This is a genomic window from Bacillus sp. M13(2017) (assembly GCF_002218325.1).
In the GTDB taxonomy this organism is placed as follows: Bacteria; Bacillota; Bacilli; order Bacillales; family Bacillaceae_G; genus Bacillus_A; species Bacillus_A thuringiensis_K.
This window is the reverse complement of sequence record NZ_KZ268502.1, coordinates 137,232-163,334: the sequence shown is the minus strand read 5'-3', so window position 1 is coordinate 163,334 and position 26,103 is coordinate 137,232. Positions and strand designations below refer to the sequence as shown.

Below are 26,103 nucleotides of genomic sequence, written 5' to 3'. Positions count from 1 at the left end.
TTGGTCTATAGAAAGGAGATTCGAAATGGAACTGCTCCAGTTAAAATACTTTCAGACAGTTGCACGACTAGAACATATGACAAAGGCAGCTGAAGAATTGCATATCGCGCAACCTTCACTCAGCAAAACAATCGCTAGACTCGAAAAGGATTTAGGCGTCCCTTTATTTGATCGCCAAGGCCGACAGATTACTTTAAATTCTTTCGGAAAAGTATTTTTAAAACGGGTAGAACGTATTTTTCATGAATTAAGTGAAGGGGAACGAGAAATTAAAGATTTAGCCGAATTACAACAAAGCTCTATTACACTGGCCGTTTCTATTCCGAGAATATTACCAGAACTACTTGGCTCTTTTTTACTAGAACATCCTAACGTTCGATTCCAACAATTTCTTGCATCCACTCCTTCTATGAAACGACAACTAGATAATATAGAAATTGACTTTTGTATCTCCTCTGTACCAATTGAAGGTGAGGAGATTGTTTGGGAACCACTTATTACAGAAGAAATTTTCTTAGTTGTCCCTTCAGACCATCGTTTATCAGGCCGAGAAAATATCCACCTGCATGAAGTAAAAGACGAACCATTTATTAGTATGAACACTGGCTATGGATTTCGGCACTTAACAGATGCATTTTGTAAAGAAGCTGGTTTCACTCCGCATATTGCTTTTGAAGTAGATGAACCGACCGTGATTAGCGACCTCATTAAGCAAGGTCTCGGCATCGCTTTTGTTCCAAGTTTAACTTTATTAAAAAACTCTGCTTTAGCATCAAGCAAATTGCGTATTATTGAACCCACTTGTCAGCGAACTATCGGTTTAAGTTGGTCGAAAAAACGCTACTTATCAAAAACAGCTCAGCAATTTCGTGAATTCGTGATTGATTACTTCTCCAACATTAGGACGTAAGATTATATCAACAAATAAAAGTTGCCACCCTCATATGGTGGCAACTTTTATTGTTCACTCTTTTTTAATTCCATTTCAGCTAAAAGTGGTAGTACATTATCAAAAATATGCGTATTATTATTTTCACCTGTTACATATCCACCGTAATATCTACTAAATACGTTATCATTTCGGAATGTGGCCATATGATCATACAACTCTTTCGCAAACTTTGTATCACCTGTTTGTAGTACGTACAAAATCGTTAATCCGTATGCGGCTGGCGATTCATAATTCACAGTTTGTTTTCCCGTTTCTAAATTGTAACGACCGTATAGCTTTCCATCCTCCTGGAATTTCTTCTTTATAAATTCTAAATAAGCAGCTGATGAAAGACCACCTAAACTTCGATGATATGCAACGTACGATTGGTCAATAAGATTCACTTCTTTATCGTACGTAAATGTACCATCTTCTTTATACTCTTTTGGGAATGCCCAGCCATGCCTTGGATAATCCGCTAAAAACTGAACGACTTCCTGATATTGCTGAGCAGAAACTTTGCCGTACTTCTTCATATAGGAGAATGCACGCGGATTTATGTATGATGTTGTTACAAAATTATTTTGTTTCCCTGCATCTGCATCATAATAATCAACATAATAATTATCTTTTTTATTATAACGAAGTACAGCATCACTTAATTGATCGGCAACGTTTTTATAACGCTCTTCCTTATACATTTCATAAGCACGATATAATTGTTCTATAATACGAAGATCATCTATAAGTGCATTTGTAGCTGACTGCCTCTCTCCCTTTTCAGAGAGTTTCCATAAAACGATATGATTCTTATATACGAAATTATCTTGAATAACCTTTACTTGCTCATCAAATAACGCCTGATCATCTTTATCAAGTGTATATTGTAACCATAATCCCGCCGATTCTGATAAAGCTTCACGTCCCTTAGCTTCACCCGTACCTGCCTTAGTATCTACTAAACGATACGTGGCAAGCGTTCCATTGTCATTCACCATATGTCTTAAAATAAAATTTTCTGTACGGTTTCCTTGTAAAGCTGACCAAAATACAATTCCACCTAAAGCGATTAAGAAGATAACCCCAATCCCTATATATAAACGTTTCCGCAATCTTTTCACCTCCCTAGTAAGGCTAACCTTAATTTTATCAGAACATACATAAATTTAAAAAAGACAATCTATTAGATTGTCTCCCGCATTTCTACCCCTCGCAAACCCCTTTAGAAGGTTTATATAGCGATTGTACAAGTCGATCATATTCACGACGTGTAATCTCTTTATTATATAACTTCAATAATAAATCTCTATGCTCTTTTGAAAATGCCATCTTTTTAATGACTTCAGGATACATAAAACACCCTCTCCATTTCACATAAACTTCTTTTCCGAAAAACAGAACTTATGTTCGCATAAAAGATTATAAAAGATTCCTGCGCAAAAAACAAACAAAATATAAGCAACTACTTATTTCTTTCTATTCAAAATATTACAACATTATATTATCATATTCACTTTTTAAATACATATATATTTTTGGTAGTTTTTTTGAATAAATCTTCCAATTCAATCAGAAAATAATGGCAAAAAAGAAGAGGAGTTTACATATGGATACGGTAACATTAGCAAGAGCATTTTTTGGTTCTTCATTAGCATTCCACATTATCTTTGCAACACTTGGCGTTGGACTTTCATTGATGATTTTTATAAGCGAAATACTCTATCACTGGAAGAAAGACTCCGACTATGCCATTATGGCGAAAAGATGGACAAAGGCGTTTGCTATTCTTCTCGGTGTAGCAATTCCAACTGGAACAATTGTCGGTGTGCAAATCTCACTTCTTTGGCCTGGTTTTGCCAAAATTGTTGGACAAGTTATTTCTGTTCCCTTCCAAATTGAGATTTTCGCCTTCTTTTTGGAGGCTTTATTCATGTCGATTTACGTATATGCAGCCGATAAACTTCCTCCATTTATGAGATTAATCTCGCTATTTTTCGTCATGCTTGGTGCCACGGCATCCGCCGTTCTTATTACATCAGCAAATACATGGATGAATACACCAGCAGGTTTTTCAATGAATCCAGACGGATCTGTTTTTAACGTTGATCCGTGGAAAGCTTTCTTTAATCCGAGTTTTGGCACAAGTGCATTCCATGTCGTTATTACGGCTTATGCAACTGGTGCGGCTGTCATTGCTTCTATCGCTGGATTTAAATTATTGAAGAAAAATTTAAGTACACGTGAAATTGCTTATCATAAAAAAGGGCTACTATTAGGGCTTGTCGTTACATTTATTACAGGCGCTACGATGTGGCTTTCAGGACATGAATCAGCGATTGCCTTACATAAACACTCACCTGAAAAACTTGCATCTGCTGAAGCTTTATTTGAAACGACATCACACGCACCGTTATCCATTGGCGGAGTTGTGGATCCTAATACACTTGAACTAAACTATGCACTTGAAATTCCAAACATGCTTAGCTTATTAGTGGGACTAGACCCTAGCACTGTCGTAAAAGGTCTAAACGAATTTCCACAAGAAACATGGCCACCATTTTATACACATACTCTTTTCAACTTAATGGTCGGCACTGCTGCGTTTACCTTTGCTGTTGCAGCAATTGCGCTCTTATATTGGTACTTCGTTTACCGAAAAAAAGGAACAGAACTACCGAAGTGGCTACTTTGGGGGACTGCCGCATGCGGACCAATTATGATGCTCGGTATTGAATTCGGATGGATTTTCAGTTGTAGCGGTCGTCAGCCATGGACAATTTATGGTATGCAACGTACAGTCGATGCATCTACACGCGCTGATTTCGTCGGTCCTTTATTTGTTTTGTTCATCATTTTATATATTGGACTCGCTATTTTAACAGTCATTGTTCTACGGACATTCTTTAGAAGACATCCATTAAAGAATGATTTACAACACCAAGGAGGCGATTCTCGTGCATGAGGAAAGTATTGCAATCATCATCTTATGGGCCCTTATTTTCGTATACAGTATATTAGGGTCTATCGATTTTGGAGCTGGTTTTTGGGGCATGGTATACGCAAAACATCCAACGCTCGCTGCCAAACTTGCGAATCGGTACTTATCACCAACTTGGGAAGTAACAAATACGTTTCTCGTTTTCGTCGTTGTCGCATTTCTCGGCTTCTTTCCGAAAGCGGCCTTTACTCTTGCGACAGTAATGTTCGTACCAGTTATGTTAATTTTAGTGCTCATTGCAGTACGTAGTACATTTATGGTATTTGCTTACTCCTTGCCAAAATATCAATACCTTCTTCGGGTTATTTCAGGTATTACCGGTCTATTAATTCCAGCACTATTAATTACCGTTTTACCCGTTACAGAGGGAGCCTATATTACAATGTCTGAAGGAAAAGAAGTACTCCTATATGGAAAACTTCTTTCTAGCCCGGTTATCTACTGTTATATGCTCTTCGGACTAACGTCTGAACTATTTCTCTCCTCTCTCTTTCTTGCTGATTTTTCGAGAGAACAAAGTTCAGAAGATACGTATAGAATTTATAGAAGAAATGCCATCATCCTTGGTCCTGCAACGCTCGTCACGGCAATTATTGCCCTCGTTGTAATGGATCCAGAAACACATTGGCTTATGCAAGGATTAATAAAGCAATTCCCGTGGTTTACAGTTTCTATTGTTTTATTCGTTATCGGATACTCGTCCCTTTGGTGGACAAACAAAAAGTACAATACACTAGGATACCCTCGCATTGCCGTTTTAGCTGTCGTCGCTCAATATGCATTTGCAAGCTATGCTTACGGGGTCGCGCATTTACCGTATATTATTTATCCTGACGTAACTGTATTTACAAGCTTTACAACGAAAGAAACGTTCTATGCACTGCTCATTCTATACGCAATTGGAATCGCAATTTTACTACCTGGATTTATTTTCTTCTGGAATTTATTCTTAAAAGATCGTACTTTTTTGAAGGAAAAATAATATAACCTTGGAGTCTGTTCCAAAAGGCATTTTGGGATAGACTCCTTTTGTCATGTTTTGTCGTTAAATCGATATATTTTAATAACTGCTAATATATTTTGAGTTGCGCCGATATATTTCAATAATCGCTGATATATTTTAAGTTGCGCCAATACATCTCCATAATCGCCCATATAAATCTCATTTACTACCTTACTGCCCAATCAATTTATAGACTTCTATCACAATAGTTATTTCACTACTAATGACACTTGTCCTTTAGCTTGAAAAACACATATTCGCTTCATCTCGTTATACGTCTAGTTCTTCTTATTTTTTGCTGAATATACTACCAATATAAACTTGAGACAAGCTACATCTGTTTAAGGGAAAATAGAAAGGTAGGCAAAATATGAGCATTGAAATATGGATTACTATTATTGTATTTTTCTTAACAATGATTGTTATCTTTTGGCGGCCTCGAGGTTTAAATGAGGCGTGGCCAGCGGCAATCGGTGCTGGCATTATCCTAATTACTGGACTTGTGTCAAAACCAGACGTCATAGATATTGTTAGTAAAATAGGAGGAGCCTCCATAACAATATTAGCGACCATAGTTATGGCAGTTATATTAGAAAGCTTCGGCTTCTTCCATTGGTCCGCAGCGAAACTGGCAAATCTAGCGAAAGGTTCTGGCCGCCGTCTATACTGGTATATTCAATTATTATGTTTTCTTATGACTCTTTTATTTAATAACGACGGCAGTATTTTAATTACAACTCCCATTTTAATTCTCCTTCTAAAAAACCTTCAATTAAAACCACACCAACAAATTCCTTATTTATTAAGTGGCGCTTTAATCGCTACTGCGTCTAGTGCACCAATTGGTGTAAGTAATATCGTAAACTTAATTGCATTAAATATCGTTAATATGACTCTTTATATGCATACCGCTATGATGTTTGTACCTGCAACACTAGGCTTATTATTTATGTCATGGCTCATGTATACAGTTTTGAAGAAAAAACTTCCGAAAAAATTACCTGTTTCTTCATATGATATTGAAGAAATTTTCTTCACGAAAAACTTCCATCCACTAAAAGGAAATAATTCTGTTGATACGAAACAAAAACGGACAAGATTCATGTTAAAAGTATTAGGCTTCGTCTTCCTTATGCGTTGCCTTCTATTCGTTGCATCCTTCTTATCCATCCCAATTGAAATCGTTGCGGTACTTGGTTCACTCGTTCTTCTCATTTGGAGATGGTACTACTTACGAACAAATCCTGTCGACATTCTGAAAAAAACACCGTGGCACATTTTAATTTTCGCCTTCTCTATGTACGTCATTATTTACGGACTCCACAACGCAGGATTAACAGCTGCACTTGTACAATGGCTCGAGCCAGTTGTGAATCAGCATCTACTTTATGCTAGCTTTGCGATGGGCGGACTTGTATCCATCCTCTCTAACGTCTTCAATAACCATCCTGCCCTTATGATTGGTACAATCACATTAACAGAAATGGGATTAGATCCAGTCACATTAAAAACAATCTATCTTGCAAACATCATTGGTAGTGACATCGGTTCACTATTACTACCAATTGGTACACTAGCTTCACTCATTTGGATGTATATTCTGAAACAAAACAAAATTAAAGTAAAATGGAAAGACTATTTAAGTGTATCCCTTATCGTTATCCCGCTCACAACAGTCGTCACACTATTCCTCTTATTCTACTGGGTACATCTCTTCTTTGCCCTCTAAACAACAGAAGCCCCATTTTGCTACCGTCTTAGCAAATGGGGCTTCTTCTATAATAAAGTTAGGTACTACAGTGTGATCAATCAAGTAAAGAGGTGTAACGTGTTATTGATATAAATGACTACCAGCTTCTTTAAATTCTTCTGCTTTCTCTTTCATTCCTTTTTCAATTGCTTCTGTCGTTTCTAAATCATTTTCTTTTGCATATTCACGAATATCATGTGAAATTCTCATACTACAAAACTTCGGTCCACACATTGAACAGAAGTGAGCTGTCTTTGCCCCTTCTGCAGGCAACGTTTCATCGTGATATTCCATCGCACGTTCAGGATCTAAAGATAAATTAAATTGATCGCGCCAACGGAATTCGAAGCGTGCTTTTGAAAGTGCATCATCACGCTGATGAGCCGTTTTATGTCCTTTCGCAAGATCAGCCGCATGCGCTGCAATTTTGTACGTAATAACACCCGTGCGTACATCATCTTTGTTTGGCAAACCTAAATGTTCTTTCGGCGTTACATAACAAAGCATCGCCGTTCCAAACCAGCCAATCATCGCAGCTCCAATCGCTGATGTAATATGGTCATAACCTGGTGCAATATCTGTCGTTAACGGCCCAAGTGTGTAAAACGGCGCGCCCTGACAAATATCAAGCTCTTTCTCCATATTCTCTTTAATTAAGTGCATCGGTACATGTCCAGGTCCTTCGATCATAACTTGCACATCATGTTTCCAAGCAATTTTGGTTAATTCACCAAGTGTTTCAAGCTCAGAAAACTGTGCTTCGTCATTTGCATCTGCAATAGACCCTGGACGTAATCCATCTCCAAGAGAGAACGAAACATCGTACTGCTTCATAATTTCACAAATCTCTTCAAAGTGAGTATATAGGAAGTTTTCTTTATGATGGAATAAACACCACTGTGCCATAATCGAACCACCACGTGAAACGATACCTGTCGTACGCTTTGCCGTGATTGGAATGTAACGAAGCAATACACCAGCGTGAATCGTAAAGTAATCAACGCCTTGCTCCGCCTGCTCAATTAACGTATCACGATATACTTCCCACGTTAAATCTTCTGCAATTCCGTTTACTTTTTCCAGCGCTTGATAGATTGGTACAGTTCCAACTGGTACAGGTGCGTTACGAATAATCCACTCACGCGTCGTATGAATATTTTTACCTGTAGATAAATCCATAATCGTATCTGCACCCCAGCGCGTTGCCCACGTCATTTTCTCTACTTCTTCTGCAATCGAAGAAGATACAGCTGAGTTTCCGATATTCGCGTTTACCTTCACATGGAAGTTACGCCCGATGATCATCGGTTCAGCTTCTGGATGATTAATATTCGCCGGTAAAATAGCGCGGCCTTCTGCGATTTCCTTACGAACAAACTCCGGCTCTACCCCTTCACGAATCGCAACGTATTCCATCTCAGACGTAATAATGCCATTACGTGCATAGTGCATTTGCGTAACATTTGCACCTTCCTTTGCTCTAAGCGGCTTACGATCCATTTGCGGGAAAACAGGTGTATGTTTCGAAGCCACTTTCACACCGTCATCCTCTGGTTTCACTTCACGCCCTTCGTATGCTTCTACATCACCACGCCCCATAATCCAAGAGTGGCGCGGCGTTGGAATGCCTTTTTCCAACTCGACCTTATACGCAGGATCTGTATAAGGACCGCTCGTATCATACACACGAATTGGCGGATTTGGAACGCCATTCGTTTCGCTTTGTTCAATCTCACGCATCGGGACTTTCATACCTTCTCGTGGTCCATCCACATATACTTTCTTACTCCCTGGTAAACTCGATTTCAATTCAATTTGCTCAGCTGAAACAGATTGTTTCATAAACTTTATTGCCCCCCTGTTCGTGACAAGGACGAGATATGGCCAGCGCATGCCAAAATAAAAAGAGCCAGGTCCATAGAAAAATAAGGACCTGGCTCATAAAGACATCATTATGTAAAGCCGTTAACTTCCCTACGCTGGTACGAGCCAGATCAGGTCCAAAGGGTTAAGAAGTTCACGCGCTTCTCTCTCAGCCTACGCATACGTTAGGCACCCCTAGTTTATCACTGATTTAATTTTCAATACTTTCCCATCATACACCATAATCTGAAAAATTCAAAGTTTATTTCTTTTATTGTTTATGGAATCATCCACGTTAAATAATACGCCTGCACATACGTCATAATACCAACAATAATTACGAAGAATAAACTATGCTTTACTGTAAAACGGAACAAATCCGATTCTTTTCCAGCAAGTCCAACTGCCGCACAAGCAATTGCAATCGATTGCGGAGAAATCATTTTTCCTGTTACACCGCCCGTTGTATTTGCTGCAACGAGAAGCACTTCAGATACACCGACTTGCTGCGCTGTAATGGCTTGTAAATTCGAGAACAGTGCATTCGCAGACGTATCAGACCCTGTTAGGAATACGCCAATCCAGCCTAAGAATGGTGAGAAGAACGGGAATAGTCCGCCAGTTCCGGCTAATGCTAACGCTAACGTAGAAGATAGACCAGAATAGTTTGCGATAAATGCAAACCCTAGTACGAATCCGATAGATAGAATTGGCATTTTTAATTCGCTTAACGTTTCTTTAAATGTCACTACTGCATCTTTTACATTCATTTTCAAAATAAACATGGAAATGATACAAGCAATTAAAATCGCTGTTCCAGTTGCCGATAATACATCAAACTTTAGAATTGCCTCGTAAGGCGTTGGTTTATTTACAATGGGCTCTGCTTTCATTACTAAATTATGTAGACCTGGAATTTCAAACTTAAATACAAGACTTTCTAAAGCCCCTCCTGGAGCGAATAATGCCTTAAAGAAACTTTGGCTCCAAATGACTACCATAACCGTTAATACGATAAATGGAGACCATGCCTTCACCACTTTTCCAAACGTTAATTTCGGCATCGATGCTGCTGTCGTTGCTGCTACTTCACTATTTGCTTGCCCGGATTGATAAGTTTCTTTCGGCTGCCAAACTTTTAAGAACAGCGCTAAACTAATTAAACTTACAAGTGCCGATGTAATATCCGGAAGTTCCGGCCCTAAAAATGTCGCTGTAATGAACTGCGTAATCGCAAATGAACTACCCGCTACAAGTAACGCAGGCCACGTTTGTCTTATACCTTTAAATCCATCCATTAAAAATACGATAAAGAATGGAACAAATAATGATAGGAACGGTAATTGATGCCCAGCCATTTGTCCAATTTTATGTGGATCAATACCTGTTACTTGTCCAGCAACTGTAATCGGAATTCCCATCGCTCCGAACGCCACTGGTGCAGTATTTGCAATCAAACAAAGACCTGCTGCGTATAAAGGATTTAACCCAAGACCCGCAAGAAGCGCTGCTGTAATCGCTACTGGTGCCCCAAATCCTGCCGCTCCTTCTAAAAATGCTCCAAATGAAAATCCAATTAAAATAACGAGTAGACGATGATCGTTCGTAATCGATAATACCGATGCACGAATCACATCAAATTGACCTGTTTTTACAGAAATTTTATATAAAAATACGGACATAATGATAATCCAAGCAATTGGCCATAACCCGTACAAAAAACCGTACCCGGTTGCTGCCATTGCCATCTTGAACGGCATTTTATAAGCGAATAACGCTACTAAAACTGTAAGTACAACTGTAATAAATCCTGCTACATACCCCTTCATGCGGAAAACTGCTAAAGCTAAGAAAAAAAAGATAATCGGAATAAGTGCGACCGCTGCCGAAATCCAAATGTTTCCGAATGGATCATAAACTTGTGTCCATGTGTTCATTGTTCTCTCCCCCTAAAGAATCCCCTTTTAAATAGAATAACCTCATCAATAGACTATCAGGTCATCATACCTTTAAGCCTAAAATAAAAAAACGTTTAAGAAAACGTTTTCAACAACTTTCATTTATACTGTACCATAACAATTTCTATTAAAAAAGATTTTTTTGAAAATTTTATTATTTAATAGAAAATCTTACAAAATCGTCACGTTCTTGTAATGTTTATCGATAGGAAGTTTGCCAAAATTATTGCATAATAATAGTATAACAACAGAAATTATTCATGAGGTGATATATATGAACGGAAATAAAATATTAGCTGCGTTATCATACTTTAGTGTACTATTTGCCCCTATCTTATTCCCTATTATCGTTTGGATTGTGGGAGACGCTGAAACAAAACCACATGCAAAACGTGCTCTATGGACACACATCATTCCAAGTATCGCTACATTCATTGGCGTAACTATTTTAGGAATTATGGGTCTTGGATCTGATCAACCAGATGTAACACTTGGAATTGGATCAATGATTGTCTTAGCTATTTGCGGAATCATCAGCTTATACTACTTCATCTGGAACATTGTAAAAGGAATTAAAGTGCTGAAAGCTTAATTTTAAACAAATGTTTGTTTAAAAAGGGCCCCTTGCAAATTGCAAGGGGCCTTTTCCAAATTCGTTCACTTTATCTCCTGCGTTTCTTCTTTTTTCTCATCATTTTCTTTCGGCGCGTATTCACTTTATCCGCTATAATGTGGAGCGTACTTGCCACAACAATTCCCATTAAGAACGTTACAATTTCAACCTCATGTTTCTTCGCAATTTCTATTAAATTACCATCCAGTGCGATTACATTTAATAGAAATAAAAATGGAGAAAAGACGATTAACATGTACGCAATACGAATCACATCACCAAGTATAATCGTATGCGTAAAGAAAGATCGATGCGGCATTACTTTCTTATAAGGATACCAAAATATACGTAAGAAACCCCATTTGTTATAAGCATTACTGTACGTATCTAAATCTGGTGTTAAAAATGAAGTACCTACTAAAAAACCAATTGCAAAAGTTAATAAAAAATCAAAATTTGTTAATCCATACGAAAAGAGCAAAAACAAAACAACCGGAAGGGATATTAAGTTTATTTTCGTATGCGTTCTTCCTGATGGCATAATGCACTTCCTCGCTTACGTTCGTCCTGTCACCTTATGACAGGTTTCACCTATTGACCTAATTTCTGATCGATAAATGTTGTGTCTATATCCGAACCAAACCATTCTGCCAACTTCACTCGTGCCTTATTTTTCACATCTTCATTGACGTATAACGACACCTGTATTAGTGCGGCCGTTAACGCCCCCAAATCATCCGTATAGCCAATTCCAGCAATGAAATCTGGAATCGCATCAATCGGTGCAATAAAATAAGCAAGTGCTCCAATTACAATAATTTTCACTCGTTTTGGAACATCGGGTCTTTGTAAAACGTAAAACAGTAATAAACTTGCATAAATGACCGACTGCCCTGCTTGCTTTGCAACATGTTTTACTTTCTTCCAAAACGCTTCAACTGAAAATTTTTGTTTCATGTAAAAGCCTCCCTATTTTTAAAAAGAAATAAGCTAGAATATGTTATCAGTAAAAGTTCATGGAAATTACACAAAACCTATCAATGAACTTTCATTGTAACAAACAAACCAAAAAAGAACAAGTGTTCGTTAATTTTCACACGATTTCCTTCATATAATAGATTTCTAGATAACCCTTACCCATCTTCATTTCTTATTTCTCAACAAAGAAAATTTTCACTTCCACTTAACATTCTGCTCTACCTTTGTTATATTTTCTAGTTGACGGACATATAAACGAATGTTAAAGTTTTCTCTGGTAGTGACAAATCTTATACAAAAAATGTAAAATGTTATAGTGTTTCTCAGAAATGAATTTTGTTGTATAATACAGAAATGACGTTATGCTTATGAGCAACAAAAGAAACCAAAAGGGTATGCATAGTTATAGTCGTATATGGGTGAATATAGAACCTTTAATTATGGCCAAGAAAACTATGTATTTTTTATTTTAGCATTTTTCGCTCCAAAATCGACCAAGCCTGATAGAGAAAGGGTGGAAATGAATGAAAGAAACCTTGAAATCACAATTTCAAAATGTGCGTTTCACTGTATTCGTAGCTTTAGCCTTATGGCTGAAAACTTACCTTATTACACGCACAAGCTTTGATTTAAAACTTGAATCTTTCATGCAAGAATTCATTTTATTCCTTAGCCCATTAGCAGCATCATTACTGCTTGTTGGTCTTGCATTATTTGCAAAAGGGAAAAAACGTAACTATATAGCACTTGGAATTAATTTTGTCTTAACAATCGTTCTTGTTGGTAACGTAATGTTCTACGGATTCTACAATGACTTCGTTACTTTACCGGTGCTAGGACAAACATCTAACTTTGGAAGTTTAGGTTCTAGTGTAAAAGAATTATTTAACTACAAAATTATTCTTGCATTTGCAGACATTATCATATTCTTCGTTCTGTTGAAGAAAATGAAAAACTTTGCACCTACAGAGCGTGTAGCACGCCCGATGCGTTCCCTATACTTCGTATCAACAGTTGCTATTTTCTTCGCAAACTTAGGACTTGCAGAAGCTGAACGTCCAGAATTATTAACACGTTCATTCGACCGCGTTATGCTTGTTAAAAACTTAGGATTATATGTACACCAAGTATACGATCTTGGCTTACAAGCAAAATCAAGTTCACAAAAAGCATTCGCTGACGGTAGTAAATTACAAGAAACAGAAAACTACGTGAAAACAACACAAAGTAAACCAGATCCAAATATGTTCGGTACTGCAAAAGGGAAAAACGTAATTGTTGTCTCTCTTGAGTCATTACAAACATTCTTAATTGGCGCAACAGTTAACGGACAAGAAGTTACACCATTCTTAAACCAATTTACGAAAGAAAGTTATTACTTTGATAACTTCTTCCATCAAACTGGGCAAGGTAAAACATCTGATGCTGAATTCCTAGTAGATACTTCTTTATATCCACTAGACCGCGGTGCTGTATTCTTCACACACGGTAATAATGAATATACAGCAACTCCAGAAATTTTACGTCAGCAAGGGTATCACACGTCGGTATTCCACGCAAACAACGCAACATTCTGGAACCGTAACATTATGTATCCAGCACTTGGTTATGATCGTTACTACAACGAGCTTGACTACAAGATTACGCCAGAAACAAAATTAAACTGGGGATTAAAAGATATCGAATACTTCGATCAATCTATTGATATGTTAAAACAAGTGAAGCAACCATTCTATACTCGCTTCCTTACTTTAACGAATCATTACCCATTCACTTACGATGACAGTACAAAATTAATCGACGAATATAATTCTGGTGATGGAGTATTTGACCGTTACATGGTAACTGCTCGTTACTTAGACGAAGCAATGAAACACTTTATTGAGCGTCTAAAAGCAGAAGGTATTTACGACAACTCAGTAATCGTATTCTACGGTGACCACTACGGTATTTCTGAAAACCATAACCGTGCAATGGCACAGTTCTTAGGAAAAGAAGAAATCACTGCATTTGACCATATGAACTTACAAAAAACACCGATGTTTATTCACGTTCCAGGTCAAAAAGAAGGTAAAACAATTTCGAAACCAACTGGAGAAATTGATATTAAACCAACTATTCTAAACTTACTTGGTGTAGATTCTACAAATGACGTTCGATTCGGTCATGATGTATTCTCACCTGATAATAAAGGATTTGTTGTTCTTCGTGACGGTAGCTTCGTTACAGATAAATACATGTATACAAACAGTACATTCTACGATCGTGCTACTGGCGAAGTTGTACAATTACCGAAAGAAGAATCTCAACCACTAATTGATCGTGCCCAAAATGAATTGAACATGTCTGATAAAATCATTGAAGGTGACTTACTTCGCTTCTCTGAAAGTAATAAGATTAAAACTGGTGAAGTAAAAACAGTTATTAAAGAAGAAAAGAAGAGTGCTGAGTAATCTCAGCCTCTTTTTTTATTTTCTTCCATACAACTACTTATATTCATTAACTTTAAAATTACATAACCTTTACCAAATATTAACATAGCGTTAATGAAGAATCTCTATAATAAAATATGTAAACGAGGTTCTACATATTTCTTATCTTTCATCTTTCGTAAGATCCCTTAAAGAAATGTGTAAATCTTTTGTTTCTACTTTCTTATAATTGTCTTTCAACATGTTTTGTTTCCATACACAAAACATTCAACAAGACAATGTCCCTATGAAAGATAGCTACCCTCCTTGTGCAGCATTCCATAAGAATGTTGCTTTTTTTATTTAAAAGCAGGATTCTCATTCTTATTTTCGAATTTGTATATACAAAATGCTGTAAAGTGAAACTTTAATCAGCCCTTACCAATCGGGCAGCTACGGGCAGTTATTCGCCCAATTCACTTCTTTGCTCCACCCTAATTTTTAAGTGGAAGTTTTACTGCCCGTTAATGCGGGGTAAATCATCCTTACTTCTCTATGATTTACAAATACATATACGGTCATATGTAGAGAATTGCTTACATAAAAATTACTATAGTGATTTTTATCTCGCATGAATGAAAGTTTCACGTTACTTACGTACTTACGAAAGGATGGGACGGAAATTGGCATACGAAAAATTTGTACTTTGGAATGATGAAGTTATTGATACAACAAAACAACAAACGTACATAGAACTTGAAGAGAGAGGTTTGCAGTTCGGAGATGGTGTCTACGAGGTGATTCGCCTATATAAAGGGAACTTTCACTTATTAGATCCGCACATAACGAGATTATATCGCTCCATGGAAGAAATAGAATTATCGCTCCCTTTCTCAAAAGCTGAGCTCATCACTTTACTTTACAAATTAATTGAACGAAATCATTTCCATGAAGATGGCACAATTTATTTGCAAGTATCTCGTGGTGTACAAGCTCGCACACATATATTTTCATATGACAACCCTCCGACAATTTATGCCTATATTACAAAAAAAGAAAGACCAGCATTATGGATTGAATATGGTATACGTGCTATATCAGAACCCGATACTCGATGGCTACGCTGTGACATTAAATCATTAAATTTATTACCAAACGTACTAGCTGCTACGAAAGCTGAACGGAAAGGTTGTAAAGAGGCACTTCTCGTAAGGAATGGTATTGTAACGGAAGGAAGCCATTCCAACTTCTTTTTAATTAAAAACGGAACTCTTTACACACATCCAGCCAATCACCTTATTTTAAATGGCATTATTCGTCAATATGTCCTTTCTTTAGCGAATACTCTTCACATTCCTGTACAGGAAGAACTTTTCAGTGTTCGTGACGTTTATCAAGCAGATGAATGCTTTTTTACAGGCACAACGATTGAAATTTTACCAATGACCCACCTTGATGGGACCGCGATTCAAGATGGGCAAGTTGGGCCTATCACCAAAAAACTGCAAAAATCTTTTAATCAAATCTTGTTACAATCCAATATGGCCTCTTCTTAAACACGAATAATTTCTGTCCTTTCATATTCAATATATGCATTTAAATGGAAATCAAGGTGTAATTTTATGCCTTGATTTTTTTCTTGTAATCTTTTTGTCATATTCAGATTCCTATATAAGTCTTGACAGTAATCGACATGCTCTTTAGAATTTTTAACAGTTGGTAAATATTTCTTCACTACATTACAGACAGAAAGGAATCGACAAATTATGAAAAAGTATCTTGCCGGTCTTGCGGCAGTGTCTGTAGCAGGAGGAGCAGCACCTACACTTGATAGTGTTCAAGCTGCACCTGAACAAAATACACAAAAAGCTGCTACAACTGTCCAAGCTTCTGCATCAAACAGCTCATCTTATAAGGTAAACGCGAGCGTATTACATGTTCGTGCAGGATCAAGCACTTCTCACGACATCATCTCACGCGTTTATAACGGTCAATCATTAAACGTGATTGGCGAAGAAAATGGTTGGTTCAAAATTAACATTAATGGACAAACAGGCTTTGTTAGTGGCGAATTTGTATCAAAAAGTGGAGCAGCAAACAACAATGTAAGTACAGGTGGAAACAATAAAGTTACCGCTGATGTATTACGTGTACGTACAGCTCCTAACACATCTAGTTCTGTTTCTGGACGTGTATATGAAGGACAAACATTAAACGTAATTGGACAAGAAAATGGTTGGGTGAAAATTAACCATAATGGACAAGTAGGTTATGTAAGTGGCGAATTCGTATCTGGCGTTTCTTCTAATGCGGGTTCTTCAAACAACAATACGAATAATAACAACCAAGAAGTAAAACCAGCAAGCGGAAACTATACAGTAAATGTATCTTCCCTTCGCGTTCGTACAGGTCCTAGCACTTCTCACACAACTGTAGGTTCTATTACAAAAGGACAAGTAGTACAAGTTGTTGGAGAAGTTCAAGATTGGTTCAAAATCAATTACGCAGGACAAACTGCTTATGTAAGCAAAGACTATGTAACAAAAGGCGGTTCCAACGAAAACGTTACAGAAGGCAACAAACAAGAGCAAAACAATAATGGAACTATTCAAACTGGTGGTTCTTACGTGGTTAACGCTACATCTTTACGTGTTCGTACAGGCCCTGCCGCTTACCATAGTGTAATTGGTGGCGTTTTAAACGGTACAACATTAAACGTAGTTGGATCTGAAAACGGTTGGTTTAAAGTGAATTACCAAGGAAAAACAGGCTTTGTTAGTAGCGAATTTGTAAAATTCGTTAAAGGTGGCACTACTACTCCTGAGCAACCAAAACAACCTGAAAAACCTAACCAAGGTGCAATTGGCGACTACTACATTAATGCTTCTGCACTAAATGTACGTAGCGGCGAAGGTACAAATTATAGAATCATAGGCGCACTTCCACAAGGACAGAAGGTTCAAGTAATCTCTGAAAACTCTGGATGGAGCAAAATTAACTACAACGGTCAAACTGGCTATATCGGAACACGTTATCTGTCTAAAACACCAGTTGGAGGCGCAGTAGATAATAAGCCTAACAATAACCAAAATAACAATCAAAACAATAACAACAATAATAATACAGGCAACAATAGCGGCGACAGTTCTTCCGTACTTGCATACGCAAAATCAATGCAAGGTGTACCATACGTTTGGGGCGGAACTTCTGCTAACGGCGTAGACTGCAGTGGCTACATCTACCACGTATTTAAGAAATTTGGTCATAACATTAGCCGTCAAAGTGTTGCGGGATACTGGAGTAGCCTACCAAAAACTTCAAGTCCACAACCGGGGGACTTAATTTATTTCCAAAACACTTATAAATCTGGTCCTTCACACATGGGTATTTACCTTGGAGGCGGATCGTTTATCCAAGCTGGAGATAAAGGTGTCGCAATCGATTCATTAAGTAAATCTTATTGGAAGAGCCACTTCTTAGGATACACGAAAGCACCTTAATTAATAGTTTCAAAGCCTTCTAATTTACTAGAAGGCTTTTTTGCTATGAGTTCAACATATTACTCCCTTTCTCCTACCTTCTCTCTACAAAAATAATGTATCCATTCTTCTATTTCATACACTTTATTCTGCAAAAACAATGCATAACGTTATCATAATGTATATATTTTCATAAAAAACATAACCTATTTCATGTCTATTTATTTTATATGTGTTTTTTTGAAGAATTTTCTTTTTATTTAAACTTTTCATTAGACGTTTGACCTCCGATGTCCATTATGATAAGTTACTAAAGATGTTATATTCGTAAACGTATAGACAACTGGTTTATACACTGTTTTTACTATGAGGAAGGAGCATACACTGCATGAATCTTTTATGGGGAATTGGCGGCGTGATTGGAGTATTAGCAATTGCTTTCTTACTATCTTCCAACCGCAAAGCTATTAATTGGCGCACAATTTTAATTGCGCTAGCATTACAAATGTCATTTTCATTTATCGTATTACGATGGGACGCTGGTAAAGCAGGTTTAAAACACGCTGCTGACGGTGTTCAAGGATTAATTAATTTTTCTTACGAGGGTATTAAGTTCGTTACTGGGGATTTAGTCAACGCAAAGGGACCTTGGGGATTTGTATTCTTTATTCAAGCACTACTTCCAATCGTATTTATTAGTTCATTAGTAGCAATCTTATATTATTTTGGTATTATGCAGAAATTTGTTAGCATCGTTGGTGGTGCATTAAGTAAACTTCTTGGAACTTCTAAAGCAGAAAGCCTAAACTCAGTAACGACTGTATTTTTAGGACAAACTGAAGCTCCAATCTTAATTAAACCTTACTTAGCACGCTTAACAAATAGTGAATTCTTCACTATTATGGTAAGCGGTATGACAGCTGTTGCTGGATCTGTTCTTGTCGGTTATGCAGCAATGGGTATTCCGTTAGAGCACTTATTAGCAGCTGCAATTATGGCGGCTCCATCGAGCTTATTAATTGCGAAACTAATCATGCCAGAGACAGAAAAAGTAGATAATAACGTTGAACTTTCTACAGAACGTGAAGACGCAAATGTTATTGATGCAGCTGCACGCGGCGCATCTGAAGGTATGCAACTTGTTATTAACGTAGCAGCAATGTTAATGGCTTTCATCGCATTAATCGCTTTATTAAATGGATTATTAGGATGGGTTGGTTCTCTGTTCGATATTAAACTTAGCCTCGATTTAATCTTTGGTTACTTATTATCACCATTCGCAATCTTAATCGGGGTTTCTCCTGGTGAAGCGATACAAGCAGCAAGCTTTATCGGTCAAAAACTTGCAATCAACGAATTCGTTGCATACGCAAACTTAGGACCACACATGGCAGAGTTCTCTGACAAAACAAATCTAATTTTAACATTCGCAATCTGTGGATTTGCAAACTTCTCTTCTATCGCAATTCAATTAGGTGTAACAGGAACACTAGCTCCTACTCGCCGTAAACAAATTGCACAATTAGGGATTAAAGCAGTTATCGCTGGTACATTAGCGAACTTTTTAAATGCAGCAGTTGCAGGTATGATGTTCCTATAAACTTATATAGAGTCTTCTCTTTCTACAAGAGGAGACTTTTTTCATGCAATCCAAACGTCTTTTATGTATCTATTAATCAATTTATCCTAAATATAAGTACATTATGATACAATAATGTTTAAGTCTTTTTATTTTTCTTATGAAAATAGAGATACTACTTGTTGTTGCCCTTCAAAAGAGTTTCACGGCATGGTCAATTTCTTAATAATTGCGCATACTACAAGTATCTATTGATGAAATAGCTTTAAGGAGGAAAGTTTTGTGAAAGATAAGTTCTATAAAATCCTCTCTATGTGGATTTTACAAATTGTATTTTATTTTACTACTGTATATGTGACGAAATATGAGCATGCGCTCATTTTTACAATAATATACGTAATCGTAAACGTACTATTCTTATTTTTAGCTGACAAAACAGCATTTGTTTTCTTCATACTAGGAACCATTATTTCCGTATTTTATTTGTTTTATCAAGCATGGCTTCATTTATGGAGTACATCAGATCAATGGCAATATATGATTATCCACTTCCTGATGGCAGCTAACTTCTTCATTGTATATATAACAACTCACCTATTGAAAAAAGTGATTCATGAAAATAAAACTTTAACTGAGCGTGTGAGAACATTGGAACAATATATTGGAGAATCCAAATTACTAACAAGACAAGAATTCGAGAGACGCCAAGCGTTATTAACGACTGCAATGAATCGTCGTAATGAAACAGGCTTTATCATTTACTTTGATTTCACTTCCTTTAGTAAATATACGAAGGAAAGTGTTATGGACCGTGTAGCTTCCTTATTAGTTGAAACGGTAAGGAATGATTTTGACCTTGCTGCTGAATATGATAATAATACGCTAGTTATTTTATTACAAAACACAAATGAAGCTGGTGCTGACATTGTAATGAACCGCCTAAAGCCAAAAATGGAGCAATGGCTTGCTGCTGAAGCAATCCGAGATATAAAAATTTCACGCGAGCAAATTGGAAACAAAGGACAGACCCTGTTATGATGACTCTCGTTATACTTCTTTTATTCCTTCTGTTTTGCGTACTCGTTTTTTGGATCAGTATCACATTTTCAATTAAATATGTACTTATTTTTACGGCTTTTCTATTCTCTGGCTTACTCGTTTACTACTCTTTCTTAACAATCGCGGGCCTAATTCACCGAAATAGTAAACGAAAAGATCGTACATTAGAACATTATCCGAGCGTCGATATTTTCATACCTGCCCATAATGAAGGCGTCGTTATTAAAGATACTTTAGAAGCAATGGCTAAGATTGAGTATCCTGGAAAGCTAACTATTTATTTATTAAATGATAACTCTCAAGACGAAACACCTGAAATCGGCGATGATTTTGACAAGGCTTATGCTCATATTCGCCACATTCGTGTTCCCCCTGGTGAACCGAAGGGTAAATCACGTGTACTAAACTATGGGCTTAGTATTTCAGATGGTGAATACTTCTGTGTGTACGATGCAGATAACCAACCTGAACCACACGCACTGCGAATGCTTGTAGAGCACGCTGAAACAACTGAAGATGCTGTTGGAGCTGTTGGACATGTTCGTACAGTAAACGAAAAGCGAAACTGGCTGACGCGAATGATTTCACTGGAATTTCAAATCTTCCAGCTCCTTATGCAATCTGGACGCTGGTTACTATTCCAAACAGGCTCACTGACAGGAACAAATATGCTTCTTCGTCGCTCCGCACTAGAAGAGCTTGGTGGCTATGATCCTTATGCAATTGCAGAAGATGCTGAATTAACATTACGAATTACACAAAAAGGTTATCTCTTACCAATCGTCCCAGAATCAGTTACTTGGGAACAAGAACCAGAGCATTTAAAAATTCTTATTAAACAACGTACACGTTGGCTCCAAGGGAATTTATATATTTTAGAAAAAATGTTCTCATCATTAAGTTTCTTTAAAGGAAAGCTGCTTGTTCATTCCTTACAACAAGTTCTAGTGTATGTTGTATTTTGGCTATTCCTAATCATTTCAAACGTTTGGTTTGTAATTGGGCTACTCGGGATATTCCAAATTCAATATAGCATTCCGCTACTATTTATGTGGTATGTCGCATATATTACATATGTTTCTCAATTATTTAGTGCCCAGAGTGTCGAACGAACCTTTACACCGACTAATATTTTTATTAGCGTTATTATGTACTTTACGTACGCACAGCTCTTTACGTACTTATTTATTCGTAGCTTAATCTTATACTTACGTGCAAAGAGCAAGAAACAAGTCATTGGCTGGGATAAGACAGTTCGATTTAAAAAAGATAAATAATAAAAATAAGCACAGAGCGCCGTATGCTCTGTGCTTATTTATTGCCGTATAAATTATATATCAGACAATACCCCTTAGCTGAAAGTAATTTCACGTCCATCCCCCAACGAACGATCGACCTTCATTTATATACGAAAAAGTGATTGCTATTTTTGTAGAACCAATTGCTTCTCTTGCTGTTCTTTGCGCGTTTCAGTCTTAGGTTCCGTGCTTTCTTGGACACTACGATGTGCCACACGTTTCAAACAAATATGCTTCCACTTTCTTTCGTAACGTTTCATTATTCTAGATGTCCCCCTTGAATGCGCTTTAAAACTATTTGAAATCGCTTACAGGAAATAATATAGCACATATATATAAAAGTGACAACACATTTCCGACATATTTTTGACAAAAATACGAATAGAATTCGCAAGATATCGAATATTGTCGAAACCTATCGTTTTTTCTTCGTATAAAAGGCATACTACTTATATGATAAAGTATTTTATTTCCCCTACCCGCATTTCAAATTCCTTCTATATAAAGTGAAACTTTAATTAGCCATTACCAATCGGGCTTTTACAAGTAGCTCGACTTATTTGCTTTTGCTGAATTTTGAGGTGGTGTTCTTACTGCTCGGCAAATAGAGGTATAAAAAAAGAGCTGATATGAAATCAGCTCTTTTCCTTCTATTATTAATGACGCTTCCTACGTCCTTCTTTTTGTAACTCTTTAAATAATGCTGCCATCATAAAGAAAATAACAAAAACGAACGGGAATGCTGCAATGATAGCTGCCGTTTGTAAGGCTTCTAATCCACCAACATATAATAAGATAGAAGCTAGCGCGGCTAGAACGATACCCCAAATCATTTTAATGCGATTTGGTGGGTTTAAACTACCATGTGTCGTTAACATCCCTAAAACGAATGTCGCAGAATCTGCAGATGTAATAAAGAATGTAGAAATAAGAAGAATCGCTAGAACAGATAAAGCTGATCCAAAGCTTCCCATCTGATCAAACATAGCAAACAATCCTACTTCTGTTCCCATCTCTTTAATTTTTTCAAAGATATGTGCATCACCAAACAGCTCCATATGAATACCTGTTCCGCCGAAAACAGAGAACCAAAGGGCACCAATTATTGTCGGTACGAGTAACACACCGATTACAAACTCACGAATGGTACGTCCTCGTGAAACACGAGCAATAAACGTACCTACGAACGGTGACCATGCAATCCACCATGCCCAATAGAAAATTGTCCACGATTGAATCCATTGGTTTCCACCTTCGTCTAATGGACTTAAACGGAAGCTCATGCTTGGCAATTCTTGAATGTAAGAACCGATTGTTGAAGTGAAGTAATTCATAATAAAGTTTGTTGGACCCGCAAATAATACAATAATCATAAGTGCAAACGCAAAAATAATGTTCGTATTACTTAAATATTTAATTCCTTTATCAAGACCTGTTTGCGCAGATAACATAAATAATACTGTTACGATTGCAATAATAACTAACTGAGTCGTTAATGAGTTCGGGATAGATGTTAAATAACTAACACCACCTGCAATTTGTTTCGCCCCGAGACCTAATGACGTTGCAACACCAAACACAGTTGCGAAAACAGCTAACACATCAAATGAATGAGCAATACGCCCGTGTTCCCCGCCCTTAAATAACGGACCTACTGTCGCACTAATCGTACTTGCTTTTCCTTTTCTAAAGGTAAAGTAAGCAATACATAACGCTACAAACGCATATAGTCCCCAAGGATGTAATCCCCAATGGAAAAATGAAAAACGCAGTGCAAGGCGCGCACTTTCCTCAGTTGCACCTTCTCCAAACGGAGGTGCGTATAAATGGTTTAATGGTTCGGCAACGCCCCAGAAGACTAAGCCGATACCCATACCAGCACTAAATAACATAGCAAACCATGTCATATAACTATAATCAGGTTCGTCATCATCTTTACCTAAACGAATAGAACCGTATTTCGAAACAATTAAAAAGATAGACACACCTAAAATAATAGAAACGGAAATAATATAAAACCACCCGAACTTACTAACTAATGCAGTTTGAATTGCGGTTGTTACATTTCCTAAGCTACCTTTTCCAATAATAGATTCGGGAATAATCCCCCAAATTGTAAATGCAATACATAATGTTAATGAAACGATGAATGTTTTTGTCAGTTTCCTCATCAAATCCCCCTTCGTAGGTTTCGTTTTTGTAAATAACATAAATTCCGATATGTAAAATCGGATAGAAAACTATAATTTTGCGGTGATTTTCTTACTTTCACCTTCACCAATTCGAATTCTTATGGACAGCCTTACCTTTCGTATAACCTTTTCACTCTGCAAGAGCTACAAGTTAGAAATACTGCTGTCAAATTGTGTGAGAAAAACGCGGATAGGAATGTATTTTCCTAAAAAAGGATGTGTTACATATGTAAAAAAGGGCAAAGTTCTTCCTTGCAACCCTTTCGTTTTGTAACAATTATGCGGTTTTTTTGCTAGTATATAGCACGTGTTTATAGCTTCACAAACAAAATGTTTATGTTTATATAACTATATTACCCATAAAACGGTAAAATACTCAAGGAATGTAATCGTTTAGTAAACATCATGTAACACCCTTGTAATATTTTTATTTACGTCGAAAAAAACATGTTGTATTAAATATTTCGAATATAACTAGAAACCTATGAGTCATATAGAATGAAAAACGCTTTCCTATATTTTTTGTTATATTACAGGATATTAACGACTGATTACGAATGGTTTGTAATTGTGTGTTTTCCCCAAATCCGAAAAAATCTGTTGCTATAATGAGGACACGAAAACAAACGCAATGGAGGCTATCATGAAAAAATTAATTGGTATAGCAACAGCAGCAGTTTTTGGTCTTGGGATTTTCACATCATCTGCTAATGCAGAAACTGTTGTAACAACAGACGTACTAAACGTACGCGAAAACCCTACTACGGAATCAAAAGTTGTCGGTAAATTACTAAACGGTAATAAAATAGATGTTCAAAATACAGAAAACGGATGGTCAAAAGTTACTTTAGACGGTAAAGACGCATTCGTAAGTGCAGAGTTCACAAAAAGCATCTACTACGTAACAGCTAACGTATTAAACGTACGTGCTGAAGCGAACACAAACTCAGAAATTCTTGGAAAGTTGAAGAAAGACGATGTAATCGAAACAACGAACCAAGTACAAAATGAGTGGTTACAATTTGAATATAACGGGAAAACAGCTTATGTTCATGTTCCTTTCTTAACAGGTACAGCACCTGTGATTGAGAAACAAGAAACAACTGCCCCTGCTAAAGCTGAAGCACCAGCTAAGGCTCAAACACCTGCAGCACAAGCAAAACCAGCTGCTAAGCCTGCTGTGAAAGCTGCTGAAACTAGCACACCATCTGGTGGTCGTGAGTTAACTGTGGTAGCTACAGCATATACAGCTCACCCGAGCGAAAACGGTGGCACATATGGCGGCCGTGTATTAACTGCAATGGGTCATGATTTAACTGCGAATCCAAACATGAAAATGATCGCTGTTGACCCGAAAGTAATCCCATTAGGATCTAAAGTATGGGTAGAAGGTTACGGAGAAGCTATCGCTGGAGATACTGGTGGTGCAATTAAAGGTAACCGTATCGACATCCTGCTTGGATCAGATAGTGCTGCTCAAAAATGGGGACGCAAAACTGTTAAAGTGAAAATTTTAAAATAACCAATGACTGCTGAAGCCAGTTCTCCTTGTTGAGAGCTGGCTTTTATTTTTTTATAATACATATAAGGAGGTTATATCCATGAATGTAGAAGCAAAAGTAGACTGGATCGGTACACCAAAACCGTATATATATAAAGATGAAGTAGCATACGACGCTACTTCCATTGACTTTTCACTCGCTGGTGATGACAATCGATATAAATTAATTATGCTCAAGTCTGAAGAAAATACACATCACAAATTTGTCCGATATGGAATCAAACCTGGCTCACAAAAGCCATTTCCTATCGACATTCCATTTGAACAAAACATGTTACCAATTATAGAGCAAATATTACATGATCCGTATGTACAAGCGATATTAAAGGAAACGCACTCATAATTGTAAAAAAAGATATCAACGATTTTTCAATTATATCTATCATAACTTACGATATATCAACGGTTTGGCACGAAATATTGATTTAGC

20 protein-coding genes and 1 riboswitch are annotated in these 26,103 nt (G+C 37.0%); of the genes, 13 read left to right on the top strand and 7 right to left on the bottom strand.

From position 1 onward, the window contains the following. Positions 1–25: 25 nt before the first annotated feature. Entirely contained in the window at positions 26–910 is an 885-nt protein-coding gene (locus tag CGQ22_RS09905; RefSeq protein WP_061884763.1) for a LysR family transcriptional regulator, read from the top strand. Between the two features lie 47 nt (positions 911–957). Here CGQ22_RS09905 and CGQ22_RS09900 read toward each other — a convergent pair whose 3' ends face one another. Then, entirely contained in the window at positions 958–2,043 is a 1,086-nt protein-coding gene (locus CGQ22_RS09900) for a transcriptional regulator (RefSeq protein ID WP_139032806.1), read from the bottom strand. A 91-nt stretch (positions 2,044–2,134) separates the two neighbouring features. After that, a complete protein-coding gene (locus CGQ22_RS31925; RefSeq protein WP_000283182.1) occupies positions 2,135–2,284 on the bottom strand; it encodes a hypothetical protein in 150 nt (49 codons plus the stop codon). Between the two features lie 253 nt (positions 2,285–2,537). Here CGQ22_RS31925 and cydA point away from each other — a divergent pair, with 253 nt between their 5' ends. The 3 genes from cydA (at position 2,538) to CGQ22_RS09880 (ending at position 6,661) form a co-directional block, all read left to right on the top strand. Continuing rightward, on the top strand, positions 2,538–3,893 hold the full coding sequence (gene cydA / locus CGQ22_RS09890) for a cytochrome ubiquinol oxidase subunit I (RefSeq protein WP_046946617.1): 1,356 nt from the start codon (positions 2,538–2,540) through the stop codon (positions 3,891–3,893). Continuing rightward, the gene (locus CGQ22_RS09885) at positions 3,886–4,911 is read left to right on the top strand and encodes a cytochrome d ubiquinol oxidase subunit II (RefSeq protein ID WP_000544169.1); all 1,026 of its coding nucleotides are present in this window, start codon (positions 3,886–3,888) and stop codon (positions 4,909–4,911) included. Before cydA ends, CGQ22_RS09885 begins: the two co-directional genes overlap by 8 nt. A gap of 391 nt (positions 4,912–5,302) precedes the next feature. Further along, positions 5,303–6,661: an arsenic transporter gene (locus tag CGQ22_RS09880; RefSeq protein WP_046946616.1), complete on the top strand. Its 1,359-nt coding sequence runs from the start codon at positions 5,303–5,305 to the stop codon at positions 6,659–6,661. A gap of 102 nt (positions 6,662–6,763) precedes the next feature. Here CGQ22_RS09880 and thiC read toward each other — a convergent pair whose 3' ends face one another. After that, complete coding sequence (thiC, locus tag CGQ22_RS09875; RefSeq protein ID WP_061884764.1) at positions 6,764–8,524, bottom strand: phosphomethylpyrimidine synthase ThiC; 1,761 nt, start codon at positions 8,522–8,524, stop codon at positions 6,764–6,766. 112 nt (positions 8,525–8,636) lie between these two features. Further along, positions 8,637–8,752, bottom strand: a riboswitch (TPP riboswitch). Between the two features lie 71 nt (positions 8,753–8,823). After that, the gene (gene lldP / locus CGQ22_RS09870; RefSeq protein WP_001099332.1) at positions 8,824–10,482 is read right to left on the bottom strand and encodes an L-lactate permease; all 1,659 of its coding nucleotides are present in this window, start codon (positions 10,480–10,482) and stop codon (positions 8,824–8,826) included. Positions 10,483–10,777: 295 nt separating this feature from the next. On the opposite strand from lldP, the gene CGQ22_RS09865 reads away from it, so the two are divergent. After that, positions 10,778–11,095, top strand: coding sequence for a magnetosome magnetite crystal formation protein family (locus CGQ22_RS09865; protein ID WP_001014099.1), 318 nt, complete (start codon positions 10,778–10,780; stop codon positions 11,093–11,095). 70 nt (positions 11,096–11,165) lie between these two features. Here the strand turns inward: CGQ22_RS09865 and CGQ22_RS09860 are convergent, their stop codons facing one another. Together CGQ22_RS09860 and CGQ22_RS09855 are read right to left on the bottom strand one after the other, a co-directional pair. Next, positions 11,166–11,657 carry a metal-binding protein gene (locus CGQ22_RS09860; RefSeq protein WP_001139059.1) on the bottom strand — a complete coding sequence of 164 codons (492 nt, stop codon included), beginning with the start codon at positions 11,655–11,657 and terminating at the stop codon, positions 11,166–11,168. A gap of 50 nt (positions 11,658–11,707) precedes the next feature. After that, positions 11,708–12,073, bottom strand: coding sequence for a YkvA family protein (locus CGQ22_RS09855; protein ID WP_000810373.1), 366 nt, complete (start codon positions 12,071–12,073; stop codon positions 11,708–11,710). A gap of 545 nt (positions 12,074–12,618) precedes the next feature. Here CGQ22_RS09855 and CGQ22_RS09845 point away from each other — a divergent pair. The 6 genes from CGQ22_RS09845 (at position 12,619) to CGQ22_RS09810 (ending at position 21,899) form a co-directional block, all read left to right on the top strand. Further along, positions 12,619–14,547: an LTA synthase family protein gene (locus CGQ22_RS09845; RefSeq protein ID WP_000665350.1), complete on the top strand. Its 1,929-nt coding sequence runs from the start codon at positions 12,619–12,621 to the stop codon at positions 14,545–14,547. Positions 14,548–15,176: 629 nt separating this feature from the next. Further along, positions 15,177–16,061: a D-amino-acid transaminase gene (locus tag CGQ22_RS09835; protein WP_074593743.1), complete on the top strand. Its 885-nt coding sequence runs from the start codon at positions 15,177–15,179 to the stop codon at positions 16,059–16,061. Between the two features lie 210 nt (positions 16,062–16,271). Next, complete coding sequence (locus CGQ22_RS09825; RefSeq protein WP_000760291.1) at positions 16,272–18,005, top strand: C40 family peptidase; 1,734 nt, start codon at positions 16,272–16,274, stop codon at positions 18,003–18,005. 367 nt (positions 18,006–18,372) lie between these two features. Further along, a complete protein-coding gene (locus tag CGQ22_RS09820; protein ID WP_001051029.1) occupies positions 18,373–19,584 on the top strand; it encodes a NupC/NupG family nucleoside CNT transporter in 1,212 nt (403 codons plus the stop codon). Between the two features lie 261 nt (positions 19,585–19,845). Next, positions 19,846–20,601, top strand: a complete 756-nt coding sequence (locus CGQ22_RS09815; RefSeq protein WP_000653233.1) for a nucleotidyl cyclase domain-containing protein — start codon at positions 19,846–19,848, stop codon at positions 20,599–20,601. Beyond that, positions 20,598–21,899 (top strand): glycosyltransferase family 2 protein, encoded by a 1,302-nt coding sequence (locus CGQ22_RS09810; RefSeq protein WP_000988751.1) that lies wholly within the window; start codon positions 20,598–20,600, stop codon positions 21,897–21,899. Before CGQ22_RS09815 ends, CGQ22_RS09810 begins: the two co-directional genes overlap by 4 nt. Before the next feature lie 677 nt (positions 21,900–22,576). Here CGQ22_RS09810 and opuD read toward each other — a convergent pair. Next, on the bottom strand, positions 22,577–24,091 hold the full coding sequence (gene opuD / locus CGQ22_RS09800; RefSeq protein WP_001230114.1) for a glycine betaine transporter OpuD: 1,515 nt from the start codon (positions 24,089–24,091) through the stop codon (positions 22,577–22,579). Between the two features lie 664 nt (positions 24,092–24,755). On the opposite strand from opuD, the gene CGQ22_RS09790 reads away from it, so the two are divergent. Together CGQ22_RS09790 and CGQ22_RS09785 are read left to right on the top strand one after the other, a co-directional pair. Beyond that, entirely contained in the window at positions 24,756–25,634 is an 879-nt protein-coding gene (locus tag CGQ22_RS09790; protein WP_000733340.1) for a cell wall-binding protein EntA, read from the top strand. Between the two features lie 79 nt (positions 25,635–25,713). Continuing rightward, entirely contained in the window at positions 25,714–26,016 is a 303-nt protein-coding gene (locus CGQ22_RS09785) for a DUF3910 family protein (RefSeq protein WP_001100117.1), read from the top strand. The last annotated feature ends 87 nt before the right edge of the window (positions 26,017–26,103 follow it).

Bases quoted from the DNA above. Each gene is read 5' to 3' on its own strand.
- CGQ22_RS09865 (WP_001014099.1), top strand. From the start codon at position 10,778: ATGAACGGAAATAAAATATTAGCTGCGTTATCATACTTTAGTGTACTA.
- CGQ22_RS09820 (WP_001051029.1), top strand. From the start codon at position 18,373: ATGAATCTTTTATGGGGAATTGGCGGCGTGATTGGAGTATTAGCAATT.
- CGQ22_RS09905 (WP_061884763.1), top strand. From the start codon at position 26: ATGGAACTGCTCCAGTTAAAATACTTTCAGACAGTTGCACGACTAGAA.
- CGQ22_RS09790 (WP_000733340.1), top strand. From the start codon at position 24,756: ATGAAAAAATTAATTGGTATAGCAACAGCAGCAGTTTTTGGTCTTGGG.
- CGQ22_RS09835 (WP_074593743.1), top strand. From the start codon at position 15,177: ATGGGACGGAAATTGGCATACGAAAAATTTGTACTTTGGAATGATGAA.
- cydA (WP_046946617.1), top strand. From the start codon at position 2,538: ATGGATACGGTAACATTAGCAAGAGCATTTTTTGGTTCTTCATTAGCA.
- CGQ22_RS09785 (WP_001100117.1), top strand. From the start codon at position 25,714: ATGAATGTAGAAGCAAAAGTAGACTGGATCGGTACACCAAAACCGTAT.
- CGQ22_RS09880 (WP_046946616.1), top strand. From the start codon at position 5,303: ATGAGCATTGAAATATGGATTACTATTATTGTATTTTTCTTAACAATG.
- CGQ22_RS09860 (WP_001139059.1), bottom strand. From the start codon at position 11,657: ATGCCATCAGGAAGAACGCATACGAAAATAAACTTAATATCCCTTCCG.
- lldP (WP_001099332.1), bottom strand. From the start codon at position 10,482: ATGAACACATGGACACAAGTTTATGATCCATTCGGAAACATTTGGATT.
- CGQ22_RS09855 (WP_000810373.1), bottom strand. From the start codon at position 12,073: ATGAAACAAAAATTTTCAGTTGAAGCGTTTTGGAAGAAAGTAAAACAT.
- thiC (WP_061884764.1), bottom strand. From the start codon at position 8,524: ATGAAACAATCTGTTTCAGCTGAGCAAATTGAATTGAAATCGAGTTTA.
- CGQ22_RS09845 (WP_000665350.1), top strand. From the start codon at position 12,619: ATGAAAGAAACCTTGAAATCACAATTTCAAAATGTGCGTTTCACTGTA.
- CGQ22_RS09810 (WP_000988751.1), top strand. From the start codon at position 20,598: ATGATGACTCTCGTTATACTTCTTTTATTCCTTCTGTTTTGCGTACTC.
- CGQ22_RS31925 (WP_000283182.1), bottom strand. From the start codon at position 2,284: ATGTATCCTGAAGTCATTAAAAAGATGGCATTTTCAAAAGAGCATAGA.
- opuD (WP_001230114.1), bottom strand. From the start codon at position 24,091: ATGAGGAAACTGACAAAAACATTCATCGTTTCATTAACATTATGTATT.
- CGQ22_RS09825 (WP_000760291.1), top strand. From the start codon at position 16,272: ATGAAAAAGTATCTTGCCGGTCTTGCGGCAGTGTCTGTAGCAGGAGGA.